This is a genomic window from Streptomyces sp. NPDC127092 (assembly GCF_042722475.1).
Lineage (GTDB): Bacteria > Actinomycetota > Actinomycetes > Streptomycetales > Streptomycetaceae > Streptomyces.
The window spans coordinates 89,255-108,937 of record NZ_JBHXFE010000019.1; the positions used below are offsets into that span (position 1 = coordinate 89,255).

Below are 19,683 nucleotides of genomic sequence, written 5' to 3' on the forward strand. Positions count from 1 at the left end.
CCGGCGACGGATAGGTTAGGTTAGGCATACCTAAGTAGACGTCGAGCGTCTACGGCATCCGCCGGGAGAACACGCATGCATCCCCACACCGCCCGCTCCACCCAGCCGACCCCTGCCGAGCGTCTGCGGTCGGTCATCGCCTCCGCGCACTCCATGACCGTGGTGACCGACGGCCGGTACGAGGAGGTCCACAGCCTCGACGGAACGGGCCCGATGGGCCGCGTCCACCTCCACGAACCGGCCGAGTCCTTCGAGTCCTTCGCGTTCCTCGGCCCCTCCGGCCGCACCGAAGGCGACCGCACCCAAGGCGACCGCACCGGCACCGGCGCGGACAGCGGCACCACCGTTCCCTGCGGCGCGGCGCGCATCCCCATCCGCCTGGAGCTCACGGACGTCTCGCCCGTCCCCGTACGCGACCGGGTGCGGGCCCGCGTGACGCTCTCGGGTCTCGTGGCGGCGCCGTACGACGCGGATTCCGGCGAGAGCACCTGCATGGAGTTCGGCCAGGCGGTGCTGCAGGACGCCCACGGGCGGACGTACGTGACGCTGGAGCAGCTCCAGGCCGCGGAGCCGGACCCGCTGGCCGACTGCGAGGCCGCCATGCTCCACCATCTCGTCGCCGGCCACCCCGAGCTCGTCACCCTGCTGCTCCGGCTCGTGGCACCGGCCGCCCGGCGGGGCCTCGTGCGCGCCCTGCCGCTGGCCATCGACCGCTACGGCCTCACCCTGCGGCTCGAGTACGCCGCCACGCAGCGCGACGTGCGGCTTCCGTTCCCCACGCCGCTCACCGAGGTCGACCAGGCCGGGCTCCAGATCCACGCCCTGCTTGCCGCGGCCCGCCGCTCCTCGCACACCCACCTGCCGGCCTGACCGGCCCCGGAGTGGCTCGGACCGGTCCGCGACGGCGACGAACGGCGCCGCGGCCGGCGCGCGTCGCGCCGGCCGCGGCGGAGCGCCGAGCCCTCGTCAGCAGTCGTGGTCGATCAGGTCGAACGTGGCGTAGTGGTCGGCCGTGTAGTAGTCCTCCCGGTACTCCTGCCCGGTCACGATCCGGCGGGCACCACGGGTGGTGCTGCCCGGCGTCCTGACCGTGTACTCGTGGTAGTAGCCGGCCGCGTGCGACGGGAGGACACCCTCCCGGTTCTGGAACACCGAGCCGTCCTGCCGGTACGGGAAAGGACCTCCCGCGTCGATCAGCCGCAGCGTGTCGTGCGCCTGGGCCGGCAGGTCGGAGGAGCAGATGCGGCCGACGGACGCGGTCGTCGAGGTGCCGGCGACGGGCGCGAAGGCCGGGGGCGCGGCGGGAGCGGCGGTCGCGGCCGCGGGGGCGCCGAGCAGGAGGGAGGAGACGAGTGCGGCGGCGACGGTGAGACGTGGGGGGATTCTCATACGGCGATGCTGACGCGCGTAGACCGCTGCCGGGAAGCCCAACTCCCTTCAGTTCCACGGACGTTCACCGCACGTCCACGGCGGTTCCCGAGACCTGCGCATCCCCTGCGCATCGCGCCGCCCGCGACCCGCCCGCGACCTGCCCGCGCCCGCCGTGCCGAGGACCACGGACGCCGCGATGCCCGCCGACCGCACGGAGGGCGGGGGCGAACGGGTGCCCCGGCACGCCGTCGCGCGCGCCGTCCCCGTGCGGGGCGGCGCGGGTCCGCGCATGCTCGAAGCATGTCCGAGGTCACGACCACCGACCTGTACGAGGTCACGATGGCGCTCTCGTACCTGCGCGAGGACATGCGGGCACCGGCCACGTTCAGTCTCTTCGTGCGCGAGCTGCCGCCCGGCCGCGGCTTCCTCGTCGCCGCCGGCCTCGAACCGGCCCTCGACCTCCTCTCCCGGTTCCGGATGGGCCGCGCCGACCTGCAGGAGTTCGCCGACGCGCTGCGGCGGCCCGTCGAGGACCTCGAACCGCTGCACGGGCTCTCCTTCGACGGACAGGTCCGCGCCGTGCCCGAGGGACGGCTGGTGTTCGCGGGCGAACCGCTCCTGGAGGTCACCGCGCCGCTGCCGCAGGCCCAGCTCGTCGAGACGTATCTGCTGTCGCTGGTCTGTCACCAGACCGCGGTGGCCTCCAAGGCCGCCCGGTGCGTCCTGGCGAGTGCCGGGCGGCCGGTCGTCGACTTCTCGCTGCGCCGGGCGCACGGCCCCGAGGCCGGTACGCAGACCGCGCGCCTCGGCGCGCTCGTCGGCTTCGCCGGCACCAGCAACGTCGCCGCCGCTCGTCGCTACGGCCTCCCGGCCGCCGGCACCATGGCCCACTCGTACGTCGAGGCCTTCGCCTCCGAGGAGGCCGCGTTCCGGGCCTTCGCCCGGACCCACCCGGGCCCGGTCACCTTCCTCGTGGACACGTACGACACCGACCGGGGCGTGGCGACGGCGGCGCGCGTCCTCGCGGACCTCGGGCTCGGGCCCGGCTGCGGGATCCGCCTCGACAGCGGCGACCTGGGCGCGCTCGCCCGGCGGGCCCGCGCCGCCCTCGACGCGGCGGGGCTCGCGGAGGTCCGGATCATCGCGAGCGGTGGCCTGGACGAGTACGCCGTCGACCGGCTCGTGCGGGAAGGGGCGCCGATCGACGCGTACGCCGTCGGGACGAAGGTCGGCACGGCCGCGGACGCCCCGTACCTGGACGCGGCCTACAAGCTGGTGGAGTACGACGGCCGGCCGGTCATGAAGCTGTCCTCGGCGAAGGTGACGGCGCCGGGTCCCAAGCAGGTCTTCCGCGGCCCCGGTCTGCGCGACGTCATCGGCCTCGCCAACGAGGAGCCGCCCGAGGGCACGGAACCGCTGCTGAGGACCGTGATGCGCGGCGGGCTGCGCACGGACCCGCCGGACACCCTGGCGGCCGCCCGCGCCCGGTTCGAGGCCGACGCCGCCGCGCTGCCCGAGGAGGCCCGGCGGGTGACGGACCCCGTGGCGCCCGTGCCGTCGGTGTCGACGCGGCTGACGGTCCTGACGACCGTGGTCCGCCACCGGATCGAGGTGCGGACCGGCGCCGGGCGCAGGGACGGCGGCACGGACGGCGGGGCGGGCGGCGTGCGGGCGGTGCCGGGATGACCTGGCCGCTCACGCTCCTGGCAGCAGTCCTGATCCTCTTCATCCTGCGTGACGTCTTCCACACGCTGTGGCATCCGACGCGCCACGGCGGGCTGAGCCGGCTGGTCATGCGCGGCGTGTGGCGGCTGTCGGCCCACCACGGCGAGCGGCGGCGCCCGGCGGGACTCGCCGGGCCGACGGGCATGATGGCGGTCGTCGTCGCCTGGGCGCTCACGGTCGCCGTCGGCTGGGCGCTCCTCTACTGGCCCCGGATGCCGGAGGACTTCTCGTACGCCACGGGGCTCGCGCCCGGCGACCACGCGGGACCGGTGGACGCGCTGTACGTCTCGCTGGTCACCCTGGCGACGCTGGGCCTCGGCGACATCGCCCCGACCTCCGGCTGGCTGCGGGTGCTCGCCCCCGTCGAGGCCCTGGTGGGCTTCGCCCTGCTGTCCGCGACCGTCGCCTGGATCCTCGGCATCTACCCCGCCCTCGCCCGCCGCAGGGCCCTCGCCCTGCGGCTTTCGCACCTGCGTCGCGCGGACGTGGACGAGGACGCCCTGGACTCGGCCGGCGGCGCCGCCGTCCTCGACGGTCTCGCCACGGCGCTGTCGACGGTGACGGTGGACTTCCTGCAGTACCCCGAGTCGTACTACTTCTACGACATCGACCGGAACACCTCCCTGCCCGCCCAGCTCGACCACGCCCTCGACCTCACGGACCGGGCGGCCCGCGCCCGCCACCCGGACGTCCGGCTCTCCGCCTCGGTGCTCCGCACGGCACTCCAGGACCTGGCCGAGGTGCTCGACGAACGCTTCACGCGGACGGGAGCCGGTCCCGAGCAGGTCTTCGCGGCGTACGCGCGGGACCACGGGCGCTCCTGAGCGGGGTGCGGTCGCGGAGAGCGCCGCGTCCTGCCGCGCGGGCCCGGGGAGCGTCCCGGCGCGTCAGGCGCGCCCGGCCCGTCCGAGGCGGTACCGGGAGGTGAGCCGGCGGCGCCGCTCGCGGCGCTCGCGGGTGTGCCGGTCGAGTTCCTCCATCAGGCGCAGACCGCGGTGCTGGGGGTCGAGCTCGTCGAGGACGCGGTCGAGCTCGGCGAGCATGGCCCCGTACAGCTGCCACCGGTCCGGTTCGCGCAGCGCGACGGCGAGGAGCAGGCCGGCGGCGCGGTCGCGGCAGGTGCGGGCGGCGCGGAGCTCGCCCGCGAGCCGGGCCTCGGCCGACTCGGCGGCCTCGCTGCCGGACGCGGTGACGAGAACGGCGTAGCTGACGAAGGCGTCGGCGGTGTGCTGTGCCGCCTCCCGCAGCGCGAGGGCGGTCGGGCCGGGCAGCAGCTCCCGGCCGGCCCGCTCCTTGGCCAGGTCGGTGAAGGTACGGGCGAGGACCCGCAGCACCACGGCGCAGATCTCCAGCGTGTCGAGCCCGGTGCGCAGCACGATGCGGTGCAGCAGTCCTTCCTTGACGCGCGGGTTGAACCGCAGGCTGTCCTCGGCGGTGCGCAGCGCGGCGTCCACCTCGGCCACGTCGTTGTCGAGCCGCCGCGCCTCGTGCAGCCGGGCCGCGGCCCGCTCGACCGGCGGCGCCCCGCCGAACTCCTCGGCCACCTCCAGAAGGAGCCTGCGCATCCGTCTGGCCAGGTCCTCGATCGAGTCGCCCGCGGTGTCCACCCACACGGGCGGGGCGAGCACCAGGTTGAACAGCATGCCCACGACGGCGCCGATCAGCGTCTCCAGGACGCGGTCCCAGGCGGTGTCGGCGACCTGGGTGACGCCGAGGACCAGCATCGCGCTGATGGCGACCTCCGGGATGAACTCCTCGACCCGCACGAGCCGCCCCACGAGGAGGGACGCCAGGATGATCAGGGCGAGGCTCCACCAGGAGAGTCCGACGAGCACGCTGAAGGCGATGGCGATGAGCACGCCGACGACGACGGAGTTCACCCGGCGCAGGCTCGTGGTGAGCGTGGAGTACAGCGTCACCTGGACGACGAGCAGCGCCGTCAGCGGCGCGGTGAGCGGCGCCGGCTCGCTGCTGAGCTGGAGCGCGACGACGTACGACAGTGTCGCCGCCGCCGTGGACCGCACGGTCTGCACCGTGAAGGGGTCGCGCCGCAGCCGCTCCAGCCACCTGCCGGCCGCATCGCGCCGGGCACCCCACCTGTTGCGTCGCGTCACGTCTTCCCGCCTCGCTCCCGGTCACCGGCACCACGCCCGAACCTGCCGTTCCGCTCGACCGTGCCACCCGAGCCGCGTCCGGGCACGCCCGGCACGCCGTGCGCGCGGCTCCGGACCGGCCCCGGGGCTGACCTCCGGGGGCGATCGCCGTAGCGTGGAAGTGTCGGTTGTCCGGAAGAGCCTCGGGTGGTGGTACTGGCCCATGTCCCGATCCGGTCGGGCCCACAAGGGCGTCGCCGTCGCCGCGGCCGTCGCGGCGACGGTTCTCGGCTTGCTGACGGGCTGCACGCCGGCGGACCTCGCGGGCCCGTCCCTCGCGCCGTCCACGGCGCCGGCGCCGCCGCCCGCTTCCGTGGCGCCCGCGCCGCCGCCGGCTCCCGCGGGGCCTCCGGCCCCTTCCGCTCCCCCGTCCCCGGCGGACCGCCCGGCACCCTCGGAGTCCGCCGTCCGGCCGCCGGTGGCCGAGCTGGACATCCCGTCGATCGGGGTGGACGACCTGCGCGTCGTCCCGTACGAGGGAACGACCGACGACCGCCCCGGCACCCGCATACAGGACCGTGGCATCGCGGCCAGCCCGTACGGGAAGCGGGGCGGCGTGGGTCCGGGGGACGTCGGGAACTACCTGGTGACGGCGCACCGCCTGTCCGCCGGCGGGCCGCTGCGCGAGCTGCCGGACGTGGCCGTGGGCGACCGCGTGTTCGTGACGGCCGAGGGCCGGGTCTACGAGTACCGGATCACCGGCACCCGCTGGACCTCCTTCCGCTCCGCCCGCTCGCTGGCCGAGCAGCGCGCCGCCGTGCCGGGCTCTCCGGGCGAGCGCCCCGCCCGGGCGATGATCACGCTGTCCACCTGCGCGACCCCGGAGGACGACGCCGCGGGCAACACGTGGCGCGACGCCCAGGGCAACCCGGAGCACCGGATCGACAAGATCGGCGTCCTGGTCGCCGTCCGCTAGCGGTAGGTCGCGAGTTCGCCCCTGCGGCGCACGTCGAGCGTCACGCAGTGGAAGCCGCCGCCGAGGGTCCTGGAGTGGGTCAGCTGCGCCGGGATCACCTCCACGCCGTGGCGTTCGAGCTCCCGGATCAGACCCGTCTGGCGCTTGTCCACGATCGCCTTCCCGGGCGCGACCACCAGGAAGTTCATCCCGATCCACACGGACGACTTCGGGTGCTCGCCGACGAAGCCGGTGTCCACGAGCTCCGGGCAGACGATCCGGTCCCAGCCCCGCAGGAAGTCCGGCATGTTGGCGTCGTTGACCCGCGCCGGGTTCACCAGGACCAGGCCGGGGCGCAGCGGCACGATCGTCGAGTCGATGTGGGTGGACGTGTACAGGCCTTCGCAGGCGTGCACCGTGTAGCGGTCGCCGAGCGCCGCCTGCAGCCAGCGCGCGCCCATCCTGTTGCCGCTGTCCGAGACCTGGTAGAGCAGGTCGGTGCCGAACCTCAGCACGTTGGCCGCGTCGAAGACCGGCTCCAGGTCCCGCAGCCGCTCGCCGGGCGGCGCGGCCGGCTCGTACAGGTCGTCGGTCAGCCGGGGCTTGGGCGCCGAGAGCCAGCGGGCACCGCTCTCCAGGTACTCGACGAAGAGGTCCTTGTAGGCGAAGCCCTCGAGGAAGCGGGACCGCAGCACCATCGGTGACTCGATGAGCGAGGTGCCGACCGTGAGGAAGCCGTCCCGGGGGCAGTAGTCGTAGAAGCCGTCGGTGCTCCAGTCGGGCGTGGAGACCATGGACTTGTGGTCCCGGCCGCCGGGCCGGCGCACCTTCACCCCGAGGCCGGTGAGGATGTCCACCAGTTCCTCGAGCTCGGCCTCGGTCTGCTCGACGACATGGCCCGGGTAGGGGCCGGAGGGAATCCGCTGAGGGTCGTCCGCCTTCCCCGGATACTCCACGGCGACCAGGCTTCTGTCCGGGACCGGCACCCGTGCGCCTGCCATGGTCCCCACCACGATCTCTTCGAGCGGATCCCATTCGGTGTGCACGTCGACGAGGCTCATCGGGGGTCTTTCCTCTCTGCGGAGGCCAGGGCCAGCCGACTCAAACACGCTGCGGTCGAAGCGGTCAACATGCCATGGTCATATTGGTCAAGTGTGGTCCTGTGCAGGGCAGTTGCCGCCTCCGCGGCCCGCGGGACACGACCGGAGGAGACTGCTTGACACTCGATCAAGGCGTGGTTTAGAACCTCATGGGCCCGCTCCACAGCTCCACGGAACCGCAGTTGCCCATGGCTCCATGGGCACGATTCGTCGCAGGAACAGAGCCGTCCTTCCCGACTCAGCATTGGCGCGTTCGCGATCAACTTCTCGTGTCGCCTCGTCCGCAGTGTGGACACTGAAGCGGCTGCCCGCGCAGGCTGGAGAGGAACCAGCCTCGCGGTCCGCACCGGAGGCGGCGAGGTGCACGACAAGGCTGCCGAACCGCCTGAGACCCAGGCCCGCGGCAGCAAACGGACTTCCACCTACACCCCCATAAAGGCGGAAACAGTGACCATTCGTGTACTCATCTGCGACGAACTGCCGGTCATCGGGGACGGCTTACGGACCCTGCTCGACGCCGTGCCCGACATCGACGTGATCGGCACGACCGACAACGGCATGGAGGCCATCGTCCTGGTGCGCACCAAACGCCCGGACGTGATAGTCACCGATCTCAGCCTGCGGACCATCGACGGACTGGAGATGATCCGCAGGCTCGGCAAGGAGGAGACGCGGCCGAACATCGTCGTGTTCACCCGGTCCGACACCGACAAGACGGTCAGCGACGTACTGCACGCCGGCGCGAGCTGCCTGCTCGGCAAGGACGCCAGCCCGCAGGAACTGGTCACGGCGATCCGGGCGGCGGCGGCCGGCCGGACCATGCTCGCACCGGACATCGCGCACCGCCTGGTCACGTGGTTCCGCGAGCAGCCCGACACGCCGGAGTCGGCGCCGTACCCGGAGGTCACCGAACTGACGCCGAGGGAGCGGGAGGTGACCCAGATGGTGGCACGGGGCATGTCGACCGAGGAGGTGGCCCGCGAGCTCACCATCGGCGTGGCCACCGTGCGCACCCACCTCTACCGGGTGCGCACCAAGCTCGGCGTCCGCGACCGCGCCCAGCTCGTGTCTCTGGCCTACCAGTCCGGGCTGATCTAGGGCCTGTCCGGCGGGATCAGCGCCTGGCTCATCGGACGCGTACCGGCCGGCGGAAGGCCAGGGGCGCGGCCAGACTTCGGCGGGGTGGATCTCACCCCGGCCGGCCCGCCGCCACGACCGAGCGCCCCGCGCCGTTCTCCCCGACGGCGCGCCGGGCCCGGTCGAGGCGGGCGGCGCCGGCCAGCCGCCACAGCGCGGCGGGCTCGCCGTACCGGCTCGACTCGGCGGCGGCCAGCCGGAAGTACCGGTGCAGACCGAGCTCCGTCGTCATCGCCCGTACGCCGCAGCTCTGCATGCACAGCCGTACGACGTCGCGCGCGGTCTCGGCGGCCGTCGCGAGCGCCACGACGGGCGCCGTGCCGGCGGCGGCGTCCACGCTGCCGAGGCCCTCGGTGCCGCCTGCGGCGTCCGCGACCTCGCCGGTGGCCGTCCGGTCGTGCGCGGCGTCGACCAGCCAGGCGCCCCGGTACACCGCCGCCCTCGTCGCGCGCAGGGCCACCATGGCACGCGCCAGCGGGAAGGCCACCGCCGGCAGATCGCGCAGTCTGGTGTCGAACTGCCGCCGGGTACCGGCGTAGCGCACCGCGATCTCGTGCGCGCCGTCGGCGATGCCGAGCAGATAGGCGGCCTGCCGGAGCCGGGCCCGCGCGAGCGGGCCGGCCGGGGCGTCGTCCAGCGAGCCGACGACGTCGGCCGCGGTGACCGGCGTGGCCTCGAAGCGGACGGCCGGCGGCCAGCACCCGCCGTCGACGCGGACGCCGGGTGCACCGGCCGGCACCGCGACGAGCACCGGACCGGCGTCCGTCCTGGTGGCCACGAGGAGCGGCCGCCCGGCTTCCGGGTCGTCGACGGTGACGGTGCCGGTCAGCTCCCAGCCGCCGTCGCGCGGTCGGGCGGTGATCCCGGTGCCGGCCGGCAGCGCTTCCAGGCCGGCCAGGGCCGCGCCCGGCGGGCCGCCCACGTCGGCGGCGAGCGCGTCGGCCCGGTACGGGTTGCCGCGTGCCGCGCGGCCGAGTTCCTCGCTGACGAGCACGCCGGCCGTCAGACCGAGGTCGAGGCCGCCGGCCGCGGCGGGCCGTTCGAAGCCGTCCGCGCCCAGGCGGTCGAGCACGGTCCGCGCGGGGCCGGAGGCTCCGTCGGCCACCGGCGCGCCGTGCACCTCCGGCCGTACGGGGAGGGCGGCGAGCGAGCCGCGCACGGCCTTGCGCAGCTGGACGAGCAGCGGATCGGGGGTGAGGTCCATGTCAGCGCTTCTCCTGTCCGATGGAGTCGAACGCGGCGGCCATGATCTGCAGCATTACCTCGGAGGTCCCCGCCGACAGGGTGAGGCCGGGCGCCTCCCGGCCGGCGGAGTCGAGGATCACGGCGGCTCTGGTGCGGTCGGCCCGCTGCCGGGGGCTCGGGATGTCGGCGGCCCACGCGGCGATGTCCTGGGCGAGTTCGCTGCTGTGGTACTTGGCGACGGCGGCCGCGACCTCGTCGACGCGGTCGTGCGCGAGTCCGGTGATCACCTCCCAGGCGAGGGCGTGGTCCGCGAGGAGCGCGCCGTCCCAGCGGCCGATCCGTTCGAGGTGGGCGTCGTGCGGCGCGTCGGGCGCCTGGTCGACCAGCGCCTCGAGGGCGGCGTCCAGCCAGTGTTCCGCCTTGAGGTGGTAGTCGAGGCCGGTGCGTTCGATGGCCAGGGCCTGGTTGAGCAGGGGCCATCCCTGGTCGCGTGCGCCGATGAGGTCGTCGCCGGACACGGCGACGCCGTCGAGCTCGACGTGGTGGAACTGCTCGTCGTTGACGCTGGGGATGACGGTCACGGTGACGCCGGGGGCGTTCATGTCGACCAGGAACAGGCTGATGCCCTGGTACTTGCCGGCTCCCGGTGTCGTACGGGCGGCGCACAGGCCCAGGTCGACGAAGCGGGTCTTGAGGCTGAAGACCTTGGTGCCGGTGATCCGGTAGCCGTCGCCGTCGGGCTCGGCGACCGTCCTCAGGGCGCCGAGGTCCGAGCCGGCGTCGGGTTCGGTGTACAGCACCGAGCCGAAGCGCTCGCCGCTCGCCAGGGCGGGCAGGTGCCGTCGCTTCTGCTCGGTGCTGCCGGCCATGAGGAGGAACTGGCCGATGATCTGGATGGTGTTGACGTGGAGGGTGTCCGGCACGTCCGCGCGCACCAGTTCCTCGGCGACGATGGCGGCGTCGGTGAACGGCCGGCCCGATCCGCCGTACTCGGCGGGCCAGTGCACGGCGAGCAGGCCGAGCTTGCCGAGCAGGCGGTACAGCGGCCGCTGGTCCGGCTCGACGCCGTCCGCGGGGGTGGCGTCCGCGACCGCGGCGCGCACCTCGGCGGAGCGCAGGGCCCTGCGCACGTCCGCCCGGAACCGTTGTTGTTCCTCGGTGAATCCGAACCGCATGGGCGTCTCCTCAGGTGGCGAGTGTGCATTCGATCGCGGCGGCGATCCGGCTCAGCGCCGGTTCCGTGAACAGCGTGTAGTGGTCGCCGGGCAGTTCGCCGGACCGGAAGGGGCCCGTGCACGCGGTGCGCCATTCCGCCGCGACGGCCGCGTGGTTGGAGGCGGTGAGCAGCGTGACGGGTCCGCCGTACGGGCTCGGGGGGCGGTACGCCTGCTGTGCGAGGGCGCAGGCGCGGAAGGTCGCGTAACGGGCGGCCAGTTCCTCGTCCCCGAGCTCGAGTTCGACGCCGAGCGCGGTCAGCGTCCGCCGGATGCCGGCCTCGCCGGCCGCCGGGTCGTCGAGGACCGCGCGTACCGCCGGGCCGTCCTGGCCGGCCAGCCGGGCGACGTCGTGCACGAACCGCTGCCGTACCGTCCGTTCGTCGAGCGGCACGAGGTCCTCGTCGTAGGAGGCGTCGAGGAGGACGACCGGCGGGCGTGCCCTGGTGTCGCGTTCCAGCTGCCGGGCGACCTCGAAGGCGAGCACGCCGCCGTAGGACCAGCCGGCCAGGCAGTACGCCTCCGGCGGTCCGGCGGCGACGAGCGCCCGCGCGATCCGGGCGGCGGTCGCCGTCACACCGTCCTCGGGTGGCAGGGCGGCGTCCCGTGGGTCGGCGGCGAAGCCGGCCACGCCGATGCCCTCGCGCAGCGCCCTGACCAGCGGTACGTAGCAGAACAGTTCGCCGCCGGACGGGTGCAGCAGGACGACCTGCGCGGGGCCGGGCGGGCGCATCAGCACCGGAGCCCGGTCGCCGGCCGCGGCCCCCGCGGCGTGCCGGTCCGGTTCGTCGGACGGGTGCTCCAGGTGGCCGAGCGGATCGTCGTCCGCGCCGCGCCGCGCGGCGCGGCCGGCGTCGACGGTGGCGGCCAGGTGGGCGACGGTGGGCGAGGCGAAGAAGTCGCCGAGCGCGATCTCCACCCCGAACCGGCGGTTGATCGCCGACATCAGCTGGGCGGCCTGGAGGCTGTTGCCGCCGGCGAGGAAGAAGTCGTCGTGCACGCCGAGGCGGGCGTTGCGCAGCAGCGGGCCGAGCACGTCGTGGAGCAGGACCCGTTCGGTCGCGGTGCGCGGCTCGTCGCCCGCGCCGTCGCCCGCCGACTCCGGGTCCGGCGCGGGCAGTTTGCGCCAGTCGACTTTGCCGCTGCTGGTGAGCGGGAGTTCGTCGAGGACGACGAAGTACGACGGGATCATGTACGAGGGCAGGACGGTGCCGAGCTGTTCGCGCACCGAGGGCAGCTGCTCCTCGGCGACGCCCGTCAGGTAGCCCACGAGGTGCTTGTCGCCGGCGTCGTCGGTCCACGGCCGCACGGTGACCTGTCCGACGCCGGTCACTCCGGCCAGTGCCGACTCGACCTCGCCGAGTTCGATCCGCAGGCCACGGATCTTGACCTGCTGGTCGATCCGGCCGAGGAAGACGAGGCGGCCGTCCGGCAGCCGCTTCACCAGGTCTCCGGTGCGGTAGAGGCGGCCGCCCGGGGCGGTGCCGAAGGGGTCGGCGACGAACTTCTCCGCGGTCAGCTCGTCCCGGTCGAGGTAGCCGCGGGCCAGTCCGGCGCCGCCGATGACCAGTTCGCCGGGCACGCCGACCGGCACCTGGCGCAGGTCGCGGTCCAGGACGTGCGCGACGTGGTTGGTCATGGGCAGGCCGATCGGGGGCGAGGCGTCCCAGGTGCCGGGGCACTCCTCGACGATCATCGTCACGGTGCACTCGGTCGGGCCGTAGCCGTTGAACAGCCGCCTGCCCGGGTTCCACCGGTTCACCAGCTCGCCGCTGAAGGCCTCGCCGCCGACGAACGCGATCCGCAGGTCGGTGAACCTCTCCGGGGCGAGCAGCGGCATCACGGTCGGCGGCAGGTCGATGACGGTGATGCCGGCGCGTTCCATCAGCGACTGCAGCCGGTCGATGGAGAGCCGTTCGTCGTCGGTCGCCAGGCAGAGCCGGGCACCGGTGAGCAGCGCGGAGAAGGTCTCGAACACGGAGACGTCGAAGGTGATCGACGCGAAGCCGAGCACGCGGTCGGCCGGTGTCAGGTCGAACAGTTCGCGCGCGGAGTCGATGAAGTTGACCACGCCGCGGTGTTCGAGCAGGACGCCCTTCGGCCGTCCGGTGCTGCCGGAGGTGTAGATGACGTACGCGAGGTCGCCGGGCTGCGCCGCGAGCGGCGGGTCGGTGTCGGGCATCGCCGCGAGGTCGGCGCGGACCTCGTCCAGGGTCACGACGGGCGCCGTGACCGCGCTGACGGCGGCGGCGACGGCGGCGTGCGCGACCACGGTGTGCAGACCGGAGTCGGCGGCGATCTCCGCGACGCGCGCGGGCGGGTGCGTCGGGTCGAGCGGCACGTAGGCCGCGCCGGTCTTGAGGACGGCCAGCATGGCCGTGGTCAGGTCCGCGTTCCTGCGCAGGCACAGGCCGATCCGCGTGCCCGGCCCGGCGCCGCGCTCGCGCAGCAGGGCGGCGAGCCGGTTCGCGCGGGCGTTGAGTTCGGCGTAGCTCGTGGGGACGTCCTCGACGACGAGCGCCACGCGGTCCGGGGCCTCCCGGACGCGGGCCTCGAACTGCTCGACGACGGTGGTCTCGCGCACGGGGCGCACCGGCCCGCTGCCGACCCGGTCGAGGAACTCCCTGTCGGCCGGGCTGAGCACGTCGGCCGCGGACAGCGGCGCGTCGGGGTCGGCGGTCAGGGTGTGCAGGAGTCCGTCGTAGTGCCGGGCGAACCGGGCGATGCTCTCGCCGTCGAAGAGGTGGGTGTTGAACGCGATGTGCAGGACGGCGTCGGTGCCGGGCGCCGCCGGCTCGACCAGGGTCCAGCTCATGTCGTGCCGGGAGGTGTCGGTGGGGACGTCCTCGCGGGTCGTCGTGAGGCCGGGCAGTTCCGCCGGCGCGTCCGCCTCCCGCGCCGCGAACACGATCTGGAACAGCGGTGAGCGCGAGGGGTCGTGGGCCGGGTCGACGGCGCGGACCAGCTCGGTGAACGGCAGTCCGCCGTGTTCGTGCGCCTCGGAGACCACGCGGCCGACCCGTCGGACCAGTTCCCGGAAGGCCGGGTCGCCGGAGACGTCCCCGCGCAGCACCGTCGTGTCGGCGAAGGGTCCGATCACCGAGGCCACGGAGGCGTGCCGCCGGTTCGCGTCGGGCGAGCCGATGACCAGGTCCTCCAGGCCGGAGTAGCGGTGCAGCAGGGTGAAGAACGCGGCGAGGAGGACGTCGTACGGCGTCGTCCCCTCCTCCCGGGCCAGGGTCCTCGCCCGCTCCAGGGCCTCGTGTCCGACCGTGAAGCCGAGGGCGTCGCCGGCGTACGCGGGCGTGTCGCCGCGCGGCCGGTCGGTGGGGAACTCCAGGACCTCGGCGCCCGCGAGCCTGTCGCGCCAGTAGCCGGCCAGGCGGTCGAGCTCGGCGCCGTCGAGGCGGTCGCGCTGCCACGCCGCGTGGTCCGGGTACTGCACGGGGAGCGCGGGCAGCCGCGGTGCGTCGCCGTCCTTCGACGCGCGGTAGACCTCGGCCAGTTCGCCGGCCAGGAGGGCGAGCGACCGCTCGTCGCACACCACGCGGTGCGCGACGAACAGGAACAGGTGGTCGTCGGGCGCGACCCGGACGAGCAGCGCGCGCCACAGCGGCGCCCGGCCCACGTCGAAGGGTTCCGCGATCCGTTCCTCGACCAGGGCCCGGGCGGCGGCGAGCCGCCGCTCGTGGTCGTCGCCCGGCGCCTCGGCCGGTGTCAGGTCGACCCGGACCTGGGGGGCGACCACCTGCACGGGGCCGCCCTCGCGCGGGACGACCGCGGTGCGCAGCGCCTCGTGCCGGGCCACGACCGCGGCGAGCGCCGTTCGCAGGGCGCCCGCGTCCAGGTCGCCGCGCAGTCGCAGGCACAGCGGCAGCCGGTCGGCGGGGCCGTCGGCCGCCGGGCGGCCGGGCTCCCCCAGGGTCTCCTGCGTGGCGGACAGCGGTGCGGGGCCGGTGTTCCCGCGGGGCGTCGGGCCCTGCGCCGCGGTTTCCTCCACGGTCGCCTTCAGCAGGGCGAGGAACCGTGCGCGGCGCTCCGCGGGCAGCGCGGCGAGGCGCTGGGTCGTTCCGGTCAACGCAGACTCCCTTCGGGCAGCGCGTCGGTGGCCTGGGCGTCGGGGCGGACGGGCAGGTCCGCCAGTTCCGCGATGGCGGTGGACAGGACGTCGATGCCGCGCAGGAAGTCGGACAGCACGATGTGCTCGGTGTCGGCGTGGTCGAGTCTGCTGTCGCCCGGGCCGTAGGTCGCCATGGGGATGTCCCAGACCTCGGCGAGGGTGTTCATGTCCGAGGTGGCCGTCTTCACCACGAGCCGGGGCTGGGCGTGCACCCGGCGGATGCCGGAGACCAGCGCGCGGACCGCCGGGTTGGAGCGGTCGGCCCGGCAGGCCTCCACCGAGTTCAGCACTTCCAGCCGGCCGGCGGGCAGCCGCTCGCGCAGTCCGGTCACGAGCCCTTCCACGTCGAAGCCCGGCGGGGTGCGGACGCTGAGGTCGACGGTCGCCGAGGTGAGGTCGGCGTTGAGCTGGACGAGCGTGGCGCCGGGCTTGGCGAAGGCGTCGTGGCCCGCGTCCGGGCCGAGCAGGTCGACCAGCGCGTTCCAGGATTCCACGGCCAGTTCCGACGCCTTGGGCTCCGGGTTGCTCGGGTGGGTGGCGGGACAGGTGACGGTGTAGCGCAGGTCGAGCTTGCCCTTGTAGCCGATCACCACGCTCGACCAGCCGCTGGGTTCGCCGACGATCAGGGCGTCCGGCCGGTCGTGGGTGGCGCGGATCGCCATCGCGCCGCGCGACTTGGGGGTCTCCTCCTCGACGACGCCGATGACGACGATCCGGCCGGGGAAGCCGGCGGCGCCGGCGGCGGCGCAGATCATCGCGGCGAGCGGTCCCTTGGCGTCGACGGCGCCCCGGCCGTACAGCCGGCCGTCCTCGGAGCGGACCGGGATCTGGCCGGGGACGGTGTCGAGGTGGCCCAGCAGCATCAGGGTCGGGCCGTCGCCGCGTTCGATCACGCCGATGAGGTTGCCCACGGTGTCGATGTGGGCCTGGAAGCCCAGGTCGGTCATGGCCTCGGCCAGGTAGTCGGCCAGCGCACGCTCCTGGTAGGACGAGGAGGGGATCTCCAGCATCCCGCGCAGCAGCCCGACGGCGCACGTCTCGGTGACGTTGCCGGACGAAGTGAATGCCCAGTTCATCGTTGCGCTCGCTCCCGTAGGTGTTCGACGATGCGGTCCGCGACGTCGACCCGGTCGCCGAGGGCGGACTGGAAGCCGGAGAACTCGACGCGGTGGTTGACCTCGAGGACGAGCAGCCGGCCGTCGCGGTCCTCGATCAGGTCGACGCCGGCGATGTCGGCGCCGACGGCCGCGGCGGCCTCGACCGCCAGCTTGGTGAGCTCCGGTGTCGCCTCGCACGGCAGGGTCCGGCCGCCGAGCGCCACGTTGGTGCGGGTCGACTCGCCGGTCCGGTAGACGGCGCCGAGGAGTTCGCCGCCGACGACGACGGCCCTGATGTCCCGGCCGGGCTTGTCGACGAGCTCCTGCACGTACGCGAGGTGCGACTGCGGGCTCGGCAGCGCGCCGACGTATTCGAGCACGCCTTCGGCGGCGGCCCGGTCGTTCAGGGGGACGATCAGCCGGCCCCAGGAGCCGACCAGCGGTTTGATCAGCGCGGGGTAGCCGAGGGAGTCGAGGGCGGTGAGCGCGGCCTGCGGGGTGAGGCCGAGCGCGGTGCGCGGGATCGGCAGTCCGGCCGCCTGGAGGGCCAGTGTGGTGCGCCACTTGTCGCCGCAGACCTCGGTCGCCTCCGCGCTGTTGACCACCTCGGCCCCGGCCGCGGCGAGGCAGCGGGCCGCGTACGCCGCGCGGGCCTGGCCGATCTCCCGGTTCAGGGCGAGGCTCCAGGGGAGGTCGCGCTGTCCGGCCGGGAACCACTGTGTGCGCGTGTCGACGTGGTGGAAGGCGACGCCGCGCCGGTCGAACGCGTCGAACAGCCGTTTCTCGTCCGCGCCGACCCTGCTGGCGAGTACGGCGATGCCGCCGTCGCCCGGGTGCTCTGCTGTCGCTGACACGTGACCTCCGTAGTAGGACCACTGGTGGACCGGACGGCACGACCGGTCTGCCGCGTCGGAGGGACGTTACGGGCGAGTCGCCGCGGCGCGCGTCCGCGACAAGTTCAACGGCGGGGACGCATTGTGTTTACTTTGCTCTCCTCCGGCTGCTCATTTCGCTTACCCGGGCCGGCCGCCACCCGTGTCACGCTTGACGGGATTCCGGCCGGGGACCGCGGAGTTCACCGCGCGCTTTCCGTCCGGTTTCACGACGGGCGGGCCAGAGCGAAGGGGAAATCGTGGACCACACACCAGAGCGGATACCGGTGCTCGCGCTGTGGAGCGCGCCCCGATCCCGCTCCACCGCGTTCGCGCGGATGATGGCGGAGCGGGGCGACCGCGTCGTCGTGCACGAGCCGTTCTCCCAGGTGGTCGACTTCGGCGAGGTGAAGGTCGGCGAGCGGGTCGCGCGCAGCGAGCAGGACGTGCTCGCGGAGCTGCGCGGCATCGCGGCCCGGCAGCCGGTGTTCTTCAAGGACACGACCGACTTCGCCTATCCGGCGCTGCTCGCCGACGAGGCCTTCCTCGCGGCCGCGACGCACACCTTCATCATCCGTCACCCGGCCGAGGCCATCGCCTCCCACCACAAGCTCAACCCGGACCTGGGCCGTGACGAGATCGGTTTCGCCCGGCTGCACGAGATCTTCCTGGCCGTACGGGCCGCCACCGGCGTCACGCCGGTCGTGATCGACTCGGACGACCTGCTCGACCGGCCGGCCGAGACCGTGCGGGCGTACTGCGACGCGGTGGGCATCCCCTTCCTGCCGGACGCGCTGAACTGGCAGCCCGGCATGCGCTCGGAGTGGGAGGCGACCAGCCGCTGGCACGAGTCGACCAGCCGGACCGCCGGCTTCACGCGCGGCTCCGGCCGCGGCGCCGAGACGGTCGAGGCGGACCCGGTGCTGCGGGCCTACCGCGATTACCACCTGCCGTTCTACGAGGAGCTGCGCGCCGCCGCACTTCGCCCGTGACCGCCCCGCCGGAATGGCCGGCGAAATTCCCCGTCGGTTGGGACGGGGCGCCGATTTCAGGCATTCGAGGTCATCACGGTGTGGACGAACAGCGCGAATCAGCGGCCTCGTTCGGGAACTCCGAACGGCATTCCAGTGAGGGGGATCACGTGACGGACATGCCGGTTTCTTCCGCCGTCACCCGGCTGTGCGATCCGGTCGACATTTCCGGCCACCGCAACAACACCGCCGTCTCCGCGGCGACGGACACCAAGGCGGGGCGGTTCAACGTCTGGGGGAACTCGTTCGCCGCCGAATACCTGCCCGCGGGCGGGAGCCTCGTGCACGTGGCGGGCGTTCCCTTCCGGTTCCCTCCGGTCCTGGACGGTCCCGACAACGTGCGGTGCGAGGGCCAGTTCCTCGAGGTGCCGGAGGGCCGTTACGACTGGGTGCACGTGCTCGCGGCCTCGGAGCGGCGCTGCGAGGACACCGTCGGGATGCACTTCGCCGACGGCGCGGTCGACCTGGAGCCGCTGCGGGTCTCCGACTTCTGGGCGGCGCCCGCGTGGTTCGGCGAGGTGAAGGCCTTCGAGAGCCTCGTCATGCACTACCCGCACCATGTGCAGCGCAACGTTTCCGCGCTGATGTGGGCGCAGCGGGTGCCCGTCACCCGGCGGGCCGGCCTAACCGGCGTCCGGCTGCCCCGCAACATCGCGGTGCACGTCTTCGCGGTCACCCTGCAGCGGACGGAGGCCGGGGCATGACGAGCGACGTGACGGCGAGGACGTACCTGATCACCGGGCCGGAGCCCGAGCTGTGGTACCGCGACCCCATCAGCTGCCTGCAGTCCACCTTCGGCGCGATCGTGGCCCGTGCGGGCGCCGATCCGCTGGCCGTGCTCGGCGCGGGCTGGCGGTTCCTGCACCTGCCGGGGGACGTCAGGTCCGAGGAGTTCTACTACCCGTGCCTGCCCGGCGAGTCCGGTGAGACCGACCTCGGCGCCGCCCTCGCGCCGCACCACGACCTGCACGCGCGCTGGTGGCAGCCGGCCGACGAGGACGACGTCTGGCGGGAGGTGCGCGAGAGCCTGGCCGACGACCGGCCGGTCATCGCCGCGGTGGACAACTACCACCTGCCGTTCCGGCCCGCGTACAGCGACGTGCACGCCGCCCACCTGGTGGTGGTCTACGGCCTGGACGAGGTCCGCGGGGTCGTGTACGTCTCCGACGCGATGCCGCCGGCCTTCCGCGGCGCCGTCCCCGTCGAGGCCTTCCTGCGCAGCTGGGGCTCGGCCAACCCGACCGACCACCAGGACGCGTTCTTCAGCGACTCGCGGATCGGCAGGCGCTGCCTCGACGTCCGGCTCGACGCCGTGCCGCCGCCGCTGACTCCGGAGGTGCTCGGCGGCTTCCTGCGCACCGACGTCGAGGGCTTCACCACCGCGGGCCCGGCCCGTACCGGACTCGCCGGACTCGACGCGTTCGCCGCGGAACTCACCGGCCGCTGCCGCGCCGGTGACGCGGACGCGCTGCGCGAGCTGTACCCGTTCGGCTGGGGCATGCAGGCGCAGGCCGCCCTCCACGGCGAGCTGCTGCGCCGCTGCGGCCGGGAATGGGGCGACCCGGAGCTGGCCGGCGCCGGACGCGCGGTCGAGGCCGTCGCCCACGCGTGGACCGGCCTGCGGATCACCGGCGCGCACGGCCTCGACGACCCCCGCGGGGTCGCGGCCGACATCGCGCACCACGCCACCGTGCTGCGCGCCCGGTACGCGACCGCGGTCGACGCCGTCGGCGCGGCGGCGACCCGCCTGTGACCGTGCCCCGGCCGACCACCGTGACCATGT

At 73.9% G+C, this 19,683-nt stretch carries 16 protein-coding genes; 8 read left to right on the forward strand and 8 right to left on the reverse strand.

Translation table 11 applies throughout. The features are described 5' to 3' along the window. Positions 1 to 75 precede the first annotated feature (75 nt). The gene (locus tag ACFWJO_RS17885) at positions 76 to 870 is read left to right on the forward strand and encodes a DUF2470 domain-containing protein (RefSeq protein WP_386866112.1); all 795 of its coding nucleotides are present in this window, start codon (positions 76 to 78) and stop codon (positions 868 to 870) included. Between the two features lie 96 nt (positions 871 to 966). On the opposite strand, the gene ACFWJO_RS17890 is transcribed toward ACFWJO_RS17885, so the two are convergent. Continuing rightward, positions 967 to 1,389, reverse strand: coding sequence for a ribonuclease domain-containing protein (locus tag ACFWJO_RS17890; RefSeq protein WP_386866114.1), 423 nt, complete (start codon positions 1,387 to 1,389; stop codon positions 967 to 969). A gap of 282 nt (positions 1,390 to 1,671) precedes the next feature. Between ACFWJO_RS17890 and ACFWJO_RS17895 the strand changes: the two genes are divergently transcribed. Both ACFWJO_RS17895 and ACFWJO_RS17900 read left to right on the forward strand, forming a co-directional pair. After that, positions 1,672 to 3,057, forward strand: coding sequence for a nicotinate phosphoribosyltransferase (locus ACFWJO_RS17895; RefSeq protein ID WP_386866116.1), 1,386 nt, complete (start codon positions 1,672 to 1,674; stop codon positions 3,055 to 3,057). After that, positions 3,054 to 3,920, forward strand: a complete 867-nt coding sequence (locus ACFWJO_RS17900) for a potassium channel family protein (protein ID WP_386866118.1) — start codon at positions 3,054 to 3,056, stop codon at positions 3,918 to 3,920. Before ACFWJO_RS17895 ends, ACFWJO_RS17900 begins: the two co-directional genes overlap by 4 nt. A 63-nt stretch (positions 3,921 to 3,983) precedes the next feature. Here ACFWJO_RS17900 and ACFWJO_RS17905 read toward each other — a convergent pair whose 3' ends face one another. After that, a complete protein-coding gene (locus ACFWJO_RS17905; protein WP_386866201.1) occupies positions 3,984 to 5,159 on the reverse strand; it encodes an aromatic acid exporter family protein in 1,176 nt (391 codons plus the stop codon). Positions 5,160 to 5,412: 253 nt separating this feature from the next. Between ACFWJO_RS17905 and ACFWJO_RS17910 the strand changes: the two genes are divergently transcribed. After that, a complete protein-coding gene (locus ACFWJO_RS17910) occupies positions 5,413 to 6,165 on the forward strand; it encodes a class E sortase (RefSeq protein WP_386866120.1) in 753 nt (250 codons plus the stop codon). On the opposite strand, the gene ACFWJO_RS17915 is transcribed toward ACFWJO_RS17910, so the two are convergent. Next, positions 6,162 to 7,205, reverse strand: coding sequence for an inosamine-phosphate amidinotransferase 1 (locus ACFWJO_RS17915; protein ID WP_386866122.1), 1,044 nt, complete (start codon positions 7,203 to 7,205; stop codon positions 6,162 to 6,164). The two genes, ACFWJO_RS17910 and ACFWJO_RS17915, sit on opposite strands and share 4 nt — an antisense overlap. A 486-nt stretch (positions 7,206 to 7,691) precedes the next feature. On the opposite strand from ACFWJO_RS17915, the gene ACFWJO_RS17920 reads away from it, so the two are divergent. Next, positions 7,692 to 8,342, forward strand: a complete 651-nt coding sequence (locus ACFWJO_RS17920; protein ID WP_384411266.1) for a response regulator — start codon at positions 7,692 to 7,694, stop codon at positions 8,340 to 8,342. A 91-nt stretch (positions 8,343 to 8,433) separates the two neighbouring features. Here ACFWJO_RS17920 and ACFWJO_RS17925 read toward each other — a convergent pair whose 3' ends face one another. The 5 genes from ACFWJO_RS17925 to ACFWJO_RS17945 are packed head-to-tail and all read right to left on the reverse strand — an operon-like array spanning position 8,434 to position 16,851. Then, positions 8,434 to 9,585, reverse strand: coding sequence for an acyl-CoA dehydrogenase family protein (locus ACFWJO_RS17925; RefSeq protein ID WP_386866124.1), 1,152 nt, complete (start codon positions 9,583 to 9,585; stop codon positions 8,434 to 8,436). Between the two features lies 1 nt (position 9,586). Then, positions 9,587 to 10,741: an acyl-CoA dehydrogenase family protein gene (locus ACFWJO_RS17930; RefSeq protein ID WP_386866126.1), complete on the reverse strand. Its 1,155-nt coding sequence runs from the start codon at positions 10,739 to 10,741 to the stop codon at positions 9,587 to 9,589. Between the two features lie 10 nt (positions 10,742 to 10,751). Further along, positions 10,752 to 14,858: an amino acid adenylation domain-containing protein gene (locus ACFWJO_RS17935; protein WP_386866128.1), complete on the reverse strand. Its 4,107-nt coding sequence runs from the start codon at positions 14,856 to 14,858 to the stop codon at positions 10,752 to 10,754. Continuing rightward, positions 14,855 to 15,976, reverse strand: a complete 1,122-nt coding sequence (locus ACFWJO_RS17940; RefSeq protein WP_386866130.1) for a M20/M25/M40 family metallo-hydrolase — start codon at positions 15,974 to 15,976, stop codon at positions 14,855 to 14,857. Before ACFWJO_RS17940 ends, ACFWJO_RS17935 begins: the two co-directional genes overlap by 4 nt. Beyond that, positions 15,973 to 16,851: a RimK family alpha-L-glutamate ligase gene (locus ACFWJO_RS17945; protein WP_386866132.1), complete on the reverse strand. Its 879-nt coding sequence runs from the start codon at positions 16,849 to 16,851 to the stop codon at positions 15,973 to 15,975. Before ACFWJO_RS17945 ends, ACFWJO_RS17940 begins: the two co-directional genes overlap by 4 nt. A gap of 278 nt (positions 16,852 to 17,129) precedes the next feature. On the opposite strand from ACFWJO_RS17945, the gene ACFWJO_RS17950 reads away from it, so the two are divergent. The 3 genes from ACFWJO_RS17950 to ACFWJO_RS17960 all read left to right on the forward strand — a co-directional run bounded on the left by ACFWJO_RS17950 (position 17,130) and on the right by ACFWJO_RS17960 (position 19,653). Continuing rightward, positions 17,130 to 17,861 (forward strand): sulfotransferase family protein, encoded by a 732-nt coding sequence (locus tag ACFWJO_RS17950; RefSeq protein WP_386866134.1) that lies wholly within the window; start codon positions 17,130 to 17,132, stop codon positions 17,859 to 17,861. A 158-nt stretch (positions 17,862 to 18,019) separates the two neighbouring features. Continuing rightward, entirely contained in the window at positions 18,020 to 18,604 is a 585-nt protein-coding gene (locus ACFWJO_RS17955; RefSeq protein ID WP_386866136.1) for a hypothetical protein, read from the forward strand. Then, complete coding sequence (locus ACFWJO_RS17960) at positions 18,601 to 19,653, forward strand: BtrH N-terminal domain-containing protein (RefSeq protein ID WP_386866138.1); 1,053 nt, start codon at positions 18,601 to 18,603, stop codon at positions 19,651 to 19,653. The genes ACFWJO_RS17955 and ACFWJO_RS17960 overlap by 4 nt, the downstream gene beginning before the upstream one ends. Positions 19,654 to 19,683: the final 30 nt, after the last annotated feature.